5 protein-coding genes are annotated in these 8,050 nt (G+C 75.2%); 1 reads left to right on the top strand and 4 read right to left on the bottom strand.

Translation table 11 applies throughout. The features are described from left to right. Positions 1 to 133: 133 nt before the first annotated feature. From ACFXA3_RS27405 to ACFXA3_RS27390, 4 genes are all read right to left on the bottom strand, one after another. Positions 134 to 1,105, bottom strand: coding sequence for an alpha/beta hydrolase (locus ACFXA3_RS27405; RefSeq protein WP_385191048.1), 972 nt, complete (start codon positions 1,103 to 1,105; stop codon positions 134 to 136). 74 nt (positions 1,106 to 1,179) lie between these two features. After that, entirely contained in the window at positions 1,180 to 1,599 is a 420-nt protein-coding gene (locus tag ACFXA3_RS27400) for a RidA family protein (RefSeq protein WP_385191047.1), read from the bottom strand. A gap of 113 nt (positions 1,600 to 1,712) precedes the next feature. Further along, positions 1,713 to 2,885 carry a cytochrome P450 gene (locus ACFXA3_RS27395; RefSeq protein WP_385191045.1) on the bottom strand — a complete coding sequence of 391 codons (1,173 nt, stop codon included), beginning with the start codon at positions 2,883 to 2,885 and terminating at the stop codon, positions 1,713 to 1,715. Next, complete coding sequence (locus tag ACFXA3_RS27390) at positions 2,882 to 6,118, bottom strand: amino acid adenylation domain-containing protein (RefSeq protein WP_385191044.1); 3,237 nt, start codon at positions 6,116 to 6,118, stop codon at positions 2,882 to 2,884. Before ACFXA3_RS27390 ends, ACFXA3_RS27395 begins: the two co-directional genes overlap by 4 nt. 126 nt (positions 6,119 to 6,244) lie before the next feature. Between ACFXA3_RS27390 and ACFXA3_RS27385 the strand changes: the two genes are divergently transcribed. Continuing rightward, positions 6,245 to 8,050, top strand: a 1,806-nt coding sequence (locus ACFXA3_RS27385) for a beta-ketoacyl synthase N-terminal-like domain-containing protein (protein WP_385191042.1), incomplete at its 3' end; no start/stop codon positions are given.

Genomic DNA, 8,050 nt, shown 5'->3' with positions numbered 1-8,050 from the left:
GGCGGCCCCGCCCCGCCCCCCCCGCCCGCCCCCCCCCGGCGCCCCCCCCCGCCCCCCCCCACCCCCCCCCGGGCCCCTGCCCCACCCCCGGGCCCCGGGGCGTTCGTGCCGTCGAGGCGGCCGGGGCGAATCCTCAACGGGCGAGTACGCGGCGCATCCACGCCACGCGCGCCGCGTGCGCGGCCTTTGAGACGACCGCGTCCGGAACCCACTCGTCGAAGCTGTGGAACGCCCCCGACCACACGTGGAGTTCGGCCTCGCCGCCGGTCTGCCAGATGCGGGACGCGTACGTGATCCCCTCGTCCCGCAGCGCCTCCACGGAGCCGACCTCGATGAAGGCGGGCGGGAGCCCGGACAGGTCATCGGCCCGGCCCGGGGCCGCGTAGCAGGAGACGCCCGGCGCGCCGCGCCGCTCGCCCAGCAGGGCCGTCCACCCCGCCCGGTTGGACTCCCCGTCCCACAGGCCGACGCGCGCCATCTGCCCGGCCGAGAACGAGCCGCACCGGTCGTCGAGCATGGGGAACTGCAGGACCTGGCCGACCGGGCGCGGACCGGAGCGGTCCCGCGCCAGCAGCGCGAGGCCCGCGGCGAGGGCCCCGCCGGCGCTGTTGCCGCTGAGGAAGATGCGGTCCGGGTCGAGGCCGAGGCCTTCGGCGTGCTCCGCCAGCCAGCACAGGCCGGCGTAGCAGTCCTCCACGGGCGCCGGGTCCGGGTGTTCCGGGGCCAGCCGGTACTCGACGGAGACCACGGCCGCCCCGAGCTCCTGGGCCCGGTCCAACTCGCCCACCAGTTCGGTGCTGCGGTGGCTGCCGGCCACCATGCCGCCGCCGTGCGTGTGGTAGATGACCGGTACGGGGCCACCGGCCGACACCGGCCGGCAGACGAGCAGGGTGATCTCGGGCGCGCCGGCCGGGCCGGGCACCGTACGCTCCTCGATCTCGAACGCCCCGCCGCGGCGTATCTGCTCGTCGCCCAGCCGTCCCGAGGCGGAGCGGCGGCGCCGGTCCGGGATCAGCTCGGGGGTCAACGGCATCGGGAGTTCGCCGAGGATCCAGCCGATCGGCCCGGCCAACTCGGCGTCGAAGGGCGGCGGCGGAGCCTGCAGCCCGGCGTGCCGCGGGGCGGCGGCCGAGGAGGCGGAGGAGGACGTGGTGGCAGTCATGGTGTGCGGGGTCCGATCTACTCGACGGGCAGCAGGGCGAGGGCGTCCACTTCGAGCAGCAGATCGGGACGGTAGAGCGCCACGATCTGGACCACCGTGCTCGCCGGCGGCCGCTCGGTGTCGATGAACTCGTCGCGCGCGGCCAGGATCAGGGGGACGAACGTGATGTCGGTGACGAAGTAGGTGAGCTTGATGACGTCGTCGAACGTGGCGCCGGCGGCGGCGAGGCAGCGCTCCATGTTGGTGAAGACCTGCCGGGCCTGGGCCGCGGGGTCCCCGGCGCCGACCAGCTCCCCGTCGGCGTCGAACGGCATCTGGCCGGCGATCGCGGCCACCCGCCCCGGCCCGGTCACCACGTGGGTGTAGCCGGAACTGGGGGCGACGCCGGCTGGGTGCGAGAGGTGTACGAGGCCGGGCAGGTCCTTTTTGTCCGTCATGTCTTCACTCCTGGAGGGGTCGTGAGGTGTGTGCGTGCATGTGCGTGTACGCGTGCGTGTACGAGGTCGGGGAAAGGGGTGCGGGGACGGGGCGCCATGCCCTGCGGCGGCCGTCACTTCGCGGTGAGGCGCACGGGCAGCGTCTCGGGGCCACCCACCTCGATCGAGCGCAGCCGCCGGACGGGACCGTTCTGCTCGATCCGGCCCACGGTGTCGAGCAGCTCCGTGAACAGGATGCGCATCTCGGCTCGGGCCAGCGTGCTGCCGATGCAGAAGTGCTCCCCGGCGGCCAGGGCGATGTGCCGGTTCGGGCTGCGGGTGATGTCGAAGAGGTACGGATCGGTGAACACGTCCTCGTCGCGGTTGGCCGAGGGCAGCCACAGGAGGACGCGGTCACCGGCCTCGATCCGCGTGCCCCGGATCTCCGCGGAGCGGGTGGCGACCCGCATGCTGTGGGTGGCGCTGGAGGTCCAGCGCAGGATCTCCTCGATCGCACCGGGCATCAGGCTCCGGTCCGCGGCCAGCCGCCGCCACTGATCCGGGTGCTCCAGGAAGGCATGCATGCCCCCGATCAGGGCCAGTCGGCCGTTCTCGGTGGCCCCGATGAGGTTCTCGCAGTTGAAGACCGCCTCCTCCTCGGTCAGCAGCTCGCCGTCCACGGTGCCGTTGACGAGGGCGCTCACCAGGTCGTCGGCCGGCTCCTCCATCCGCTGGTACAGCAGCTCCATGAAGTACTCGACGAGCAGGGGGTGCGAGACCAGCGAGGTATGGGCCTCGAACGCCTCGTTCGTCCACCGGTACAGGTCCTCGTGGTCCCGCTCGGGGATGCCCAGGATGTGGCAGATCACCGACAGCGACAGCCGCCCCGCCACGTCGTCCGCGAAATCGCAGGTGCCCAGCTCCACGGCCCGCCCGAGGACGCTGCGCGTCGCCGCCTGGATGTAGCCCTCCAGACCCCGTACGGAGCGGGTGTTGAACCAGTCCGCCATCAGGCCGCGCAGCTGCTTGTGCCGCGGGGCGTCGGTCAGGGCGAGCGTCATGCCGCCGCCCGGGTCGTCGCCGGAGCGCAGCAGCACCCCGCGCGCCGAGCTGAAGCCGGCGGCGTCCCGGTACACCGACCGGATGTCCTCGTGGCGGGTCAGCGACCAGAACGCGGGCAGTTCCGCCGCCTCGTGGCGGTGCACGGGGGAGTGCGCCCGCATCCACCGCCACACGGCGTGCGGATCACCGCTCGCGTGCAGCGCGGGGTCGGTCAGCACAGCGGGCGATAGGGCGGTCGTGGTCATGGCCTGACTCCTGGGAAGAGGGTGCGTACACGCTCCGCGAAGCGCTTGGAGACCTCCCGGGCGGTGGCTTCCGCGACCGCGTCGGGCCGGAAGGCGGTGTGGACGAGCAGCCCGCCGTCGTCCGCGGGCCACAGCTCGGTGTGCAGTTCGAGGGGCAGGTCCAGATAGGGCTGCCGCAGCAACGTGGTCCTTGCCCCCACGAGTTCCAGCCTCGGCGGGACGTTGTCCTGGCAGGCGAAGAGGGTCTGGTAGAGCGGGGGCCGGCCGTCGCGCGGCGGGTCCACCAGGGCCAGGACGTCCGGGAACGGCACGTCCTGCGCGGCGAAGGCGCGGGCGGTGGTCCCGGCGACCCGCGCGATCGCGGGTCCGTCGCCGTCCAGGGCCGCCCCGCGCAGCCGCAGGGCAAGCATGTTGATGTGGCATCCGACGGTGCGCTCCAGCTCCGCCCCGTCGCGCTGGGCGACGGGGACGCCGACGGCGAAGTCCCGCTGCCCGGTCGCCTCCGACAGGCTCGCCGCCCACAGGGAGAGCAGGACCACGAAGCGGGTCACCCCCGCGGCGGCGGCCGCGGCGGCGGCCCCGGCCAGCGCCCCGGCGTCCAGTACGGTCTCCACGAGAGCGGGCGCCCCCGCCTCGCGCGGCTCGGGACCGGCCGGCCAGCTCATCGCCGGTACGTCCGTCAGCTCGTCGCGCAGGAAGGCGTGGTGGGTCCGGGCGGCGGCCTCCCGCAGGTGCGCCCGGCGCTCCCGGTGCACCGCGGCCAGCGTCGGACGGGGGCCGAGTACGGGGGTCCCGGAGGCCACCGCCGTGCGGTACGCCGTGCTCAGGTCCTCGGCGAGGACCCCCTCGGACCAGCCGTCGAAGGCGACGTGGTGCACCACGCAGCCGAGGACCGAGGTGTCCGTGCCCGGCTCGGTGCCGGTGACGGGGACCAGGACGGTGCGCCAGACCTCGCCGACGTCCGGGGCCAGCTCCCCGGCGAGCTCGGTGCGGGCCGCGCGGGCCGCCGCGGCGACGGACTCCCGGGCGGGCAGCACTTCCAGGGGCGGCGGGGGGATGTCCACGAGCTCCGCGGCGGGCCTCGGGTCGAGCACGTACGCGGCCCGCAGGGACTCGTGGGCCCGGTGCACCTCGGCGACGGCCGCCTCCAGCGCAGCTCGGTCCAGCGCGCCCTTGACGGCCCAGGTCAGCAGGCAGTGCCCCGTACGGTCCGCCGGATCCAGCAACTGCGGGGTGAGGTGGACCAGCTGCATGGCCGTCAGCGGAGTGCCGGCGGAGCTCCCGGCCGCGCCGTCGCCGGCCGCAGCGGGCTCCTGCTCCGGGGCCGGAGCCGGAGCCGAGGTCAGCCTGCGGGCGAGTCCCGAGGCCGTCGGTTCCTGGTACAGCCAGGAGACCGGGACCGGCCGGGACAGCGCGGCGGAGAGCCGTGCGCAGAGCCGGCCCGCGCCGAGGGAGGTCCCGCCGAGGCGGACGAACGGCACGTCGAGGGGGACGGCGTCGAGTTCCAGGACGGAGGCGAAGCATTCCGCGACGGCCCGCAGTACCGGATCGTCCCGCAGCTCGGAATCGGCGGGCCCGGCCGGATCGGCGGGCCGCACGCCGGGCAGCGCCGGGTGCGCCGCCTCCCGCCGCGGGCCGGCGGGGGCGACCGGAGCGGCCGCCTCGGCCAGCGCCAGCAGGGCGCGTTCGTCCAGCTTGCCCTGCGCGGTGACGGGCAGGGTGTCGACACCGACCACCGCGGCGGGGCGCTGGTAGGCGACCAGGGCCGCGTCCAGCACGGCGAGTGCGCCGTCCAGTGGGTCCCCCTGCCGCACGGGGATGCAGAACGCGACCAGTTCGCGCTCGCCGAGGGCCGCGTCACCGCGGGCCAGCACCCGGCAGTGCCGCACGGCGGGCAGGAGCTGCTCCACCTGGCGCTCGACCTCCGCCGGCTCGACGCGGTGGCCGCGGATCTTCAGCTGCCGGTCGGAGCGGCCCTCGTAGTGCAGCAGGCCGTCCGGGTCCCAGCGGCCGAGGTCGCCGGTGCGGTAGACCCGCACCTCGCTCCCGTCGATCCGTACGTGGGTGAACTTCCGCGCGGTCAGCGCCGCGTCGCCCAGGTAGCCGAGCGCCAGCCCGTCGCCCGCGAGGCAGATCTCCCCGCTCTCGCCCACCGCGCACGGCCGGTCCCCGTCCAGGACGTGGATTTGCGTACCGGGCACCGGGCGCCCGAGGGGGATGCCGCCGGGGAGGTCGCAGTCGGCCTCCGTGACGCGATGCGTGGTGGCGAAGACCGTGGACTCGACCGGCCCGTAGCCGTTGAGGAGCGCGACGGACGGGTGCCGGCGCAGGAAGCGGCGGACGTGGCCGGGCGAGAGCCGCTCACCGCCGATCGCGACCTGGCGCAGCCCGCAGAAGGCGTCGGGGGCCTCGTCCACGATCATGTTGAACAGGCTGGCGGTCAGCCAGACGGTGTCCGCGCGGTGGCGCGCCACCGCCTCGCCCAGGGCCACGGGGGACAGGTAGGGGTCCGTCACGACCACCGAGGTCCCGCCGTTCAGCAGCACCGACCACAGTTCGAGCGAGAAGGCGTCCCAGGGGGTGGCGGCGGCCAGCGGCACCACCGTGTCGGTGGTGAACTCGGCGAAGGTGCCCGGCTGGAACAGGCGCGCGGTCGCCCGGTGCGGGCTGAGCACCCCCTTGGGCCGGCCGGTGGTCCCGGAAGTGAAGAACACGCACGCCGGATCGCCGGCGTCGACGGCCACGGGCGTGAAGCCTGCGGGGGCTCCCGCCCCTGCTTCTCCGGCCGGCGCCGTTTCGGCCGGGGTCGTCCGGGCGGGGGGCGACCACACGTCCGGCCCGTGGCCTTCCGGTACGTCCTGGCCGTCGCGGGCGATGAGCAGGGGCGGCCGCAGGTCGCCCAGTACGTCCCGCAACCGTTCCGCGGGCCACTCGGGGGCCAGCAGGGCGTAGGCCGCGCCGGCCTTCAGGACCGCGAGGAGCGCGGTGACCAACTCCGTGCTCCTGGGCAGCAGTACGGGCACCAGTGCGCCGGGGGTGACACCCGCGGCGACGAGCCCCGCGGCCCAGGCGTCGGCCGTCGCGTCGAGTTCCGCGTACGTGGTGGTGCGGTCCCCCTCGACGAGGGCGACGGCCCCGGGTCGCTCCGCCGCCCTGCGGGCGAACGCCTCGTGCAGTCCCCCGCCGGGCGCGGTGTTCCGCAGGCCGGCAGTCCACTTCGGGTCTGGTTGCACGCCGTACCTCTCCCCTCTGTTCCGGTTACCCACCTGTCAGACAAGACGATGGCAAGAAGATTGCCATCAAGTTGCCTCATCTGGCAACCTTGCTGTTCCGTACTGGCGTGACACGAAGGTGGACACATGACGCGCGACCGTTCCCTCGACATGGCCGTGACCGGGATCTCCGGCCGGTTCCCCGGATCGGCCGACCTGGCCGCGTGGTGGGATGCCCTCGTGGAGGGACGGGTCCTCACCACGCGGTACGACAAACGAAGGCTGCGCGAGGCCGGAGTGCCGCAGATCCTGGTCGACGACCCCGAGTTCGTACCGGTGCACGGGCACCTCGACGACGCCGACCGGTTCGAGAACGCCCTGTTCCGGGTGAGCCCGCGCGAGGCCGAGATGATGGACCCGCAGCACCGGATGATGCTCGAATGCGCGTGGGCGGCCCTGGAGGACGCCGGGACCAGCCCCCTCGACACCCCGCTCACCACCGGCGTGTACGCCTCCGCCAGCGGCAGCGGCTACCTGCGCGCCATGCTGGCCGGCGGCGGGCTGGACCCCATGACCATCGAGGACGCCATCCACGGCAACGAGCCGGACTTCATGGCGAGCCTCATCTCCTACAAGCTGAACCTGACCGGCCCCGCGGTCGCCGTCCAGACCGCCTGTTCCTCGTCCCTGGTCGCCCTGCACACCGCCGTCCAGGCGCTGCTCAACGGCGAATGCGACCAGGCCCTCGTCGTGGGCGCCGGCGTGGCCTACCCCCAGGCCGGGCACCTCCACGTGCCCGGCGGCATCCACAGCGCGGCGGGGACCTGCCGGCCGTTCGACGAGCACGCCGACGGCGTGGTCGCGGGTTCCGGCGTGGCCTGCGTCGTCCTGCGGCGCCTGGAGGACGCGCTCGCGGACGGGGTGGAGCCGTACGGCGTGGTCCTCGGCACGGCCGTCAACAACGACGGCTCGGCCAAGGCCGGTTACTACGCCCCGTCCGCCGGCGGACAGGAGGCCGTCATCCGGGCCGCCCTGGAGGCCGCGGACGTCGACGGCGCGAGCATCGGCTACCTGGAGACGCACGGGACCGGCACCAGGGTCGGCGACCCCATCGAGTGGTCCGCCGCCTCGTCGGCCCTGCGCGCCGCGGGCGCCGCCCCCGGTCAGGTCGCCGTGGGGGCGCTCAAGGCGAACACCGGCCACCTCGACAACGCCGCCGGACTCGCTGGTCTGATCAAGGCCCTGTTCGTCGTCCGCGAGGGCGTTGTCCCGCCCGTCGCCGGATTCACCCGGCTCAACCCCCTGCTGGACACGCAGGACTCGCCGCTGTACGTCCCCTCCGCCGCAGCGCCGTGGTCCGGCCCCGAGCCGAGGCGGGCCGGGGTCAGCTCCTTCGGGGTGGGCGGCACCAACGCGCACGCCGTCGTCGAGGCGCCGCCCGCCCCCGAGCCCCGGTCCGACGGACGGGACCAGCCGCGGGCCGGGCACCTCGCCCTGCTCTCCGCCGCGGACGGCGACGCCCTCGCGCGCTCCGCCGACCGCCTCGGCCGCCACCTGGCCGCCCTGGCCCCCGAGGCGGCCGACGTCACCCGCACCCTTGCCACGGGCCGGGCCGCCCTGCCCGAACGCCTCGCCGTCACGGGCCGCGACACCGCGGACCTCGCCGCCCGCCTCATCTCCGGCGCCACCGCCGGTGCCGGGACCGCACGCGGCCGCGTCCCCGAGACCGGCCCGGCCCCCCTCGTCCTCGCCTTCCCCGGCCAGGGAGCCCAGCGACCGGGCATGGCACTGCCGTTCGCCGAGGCCCTGCCCGGCTTCGCCGAGGCCCTCGCCACCTGCCTCGGGGGGGGGGGGGGGGGCGCGGCCCCCGGCCCCGCCCCCCCCCCCCCCCCCCCCCCCCCCCCCCCCGCCCCCGCGGCGCGCGCGCGGGCGCGGCAAGACAGACACTCACAC

The sequence above is a fragment of the Streptomyces sp. NPDC059456 genome, assembly GCF_042750055.1.
Lineage (GTDB): Bacteria > Actinomycetota > Actinomycetes > Streptomycetales > Streptomycetaceae > Streptomyces.
Note: the sequence above shows the minus strand (reverse complement) of the source record. Positions and strands in the feature narration are given on the sequence as shown.

Excerpts from the sequence above, each read along its gene's own strand:
- ACFXA3_RS27395 (WP_385191045.1), bottom strand. The coding sequence starts at position 2,885 with ATGACCACGACCGCCCTATCGCCCGCTGTGCTGACCGACCCCGCGCTG.
- ACFXA3_RS27400 (WP_385191047.1), bottom strand. The coding sequence starts at position 1,599 with ATGACGGACAAAAAGGACCTGCCCGGCCTCGTACACCTCTCGCACCCA.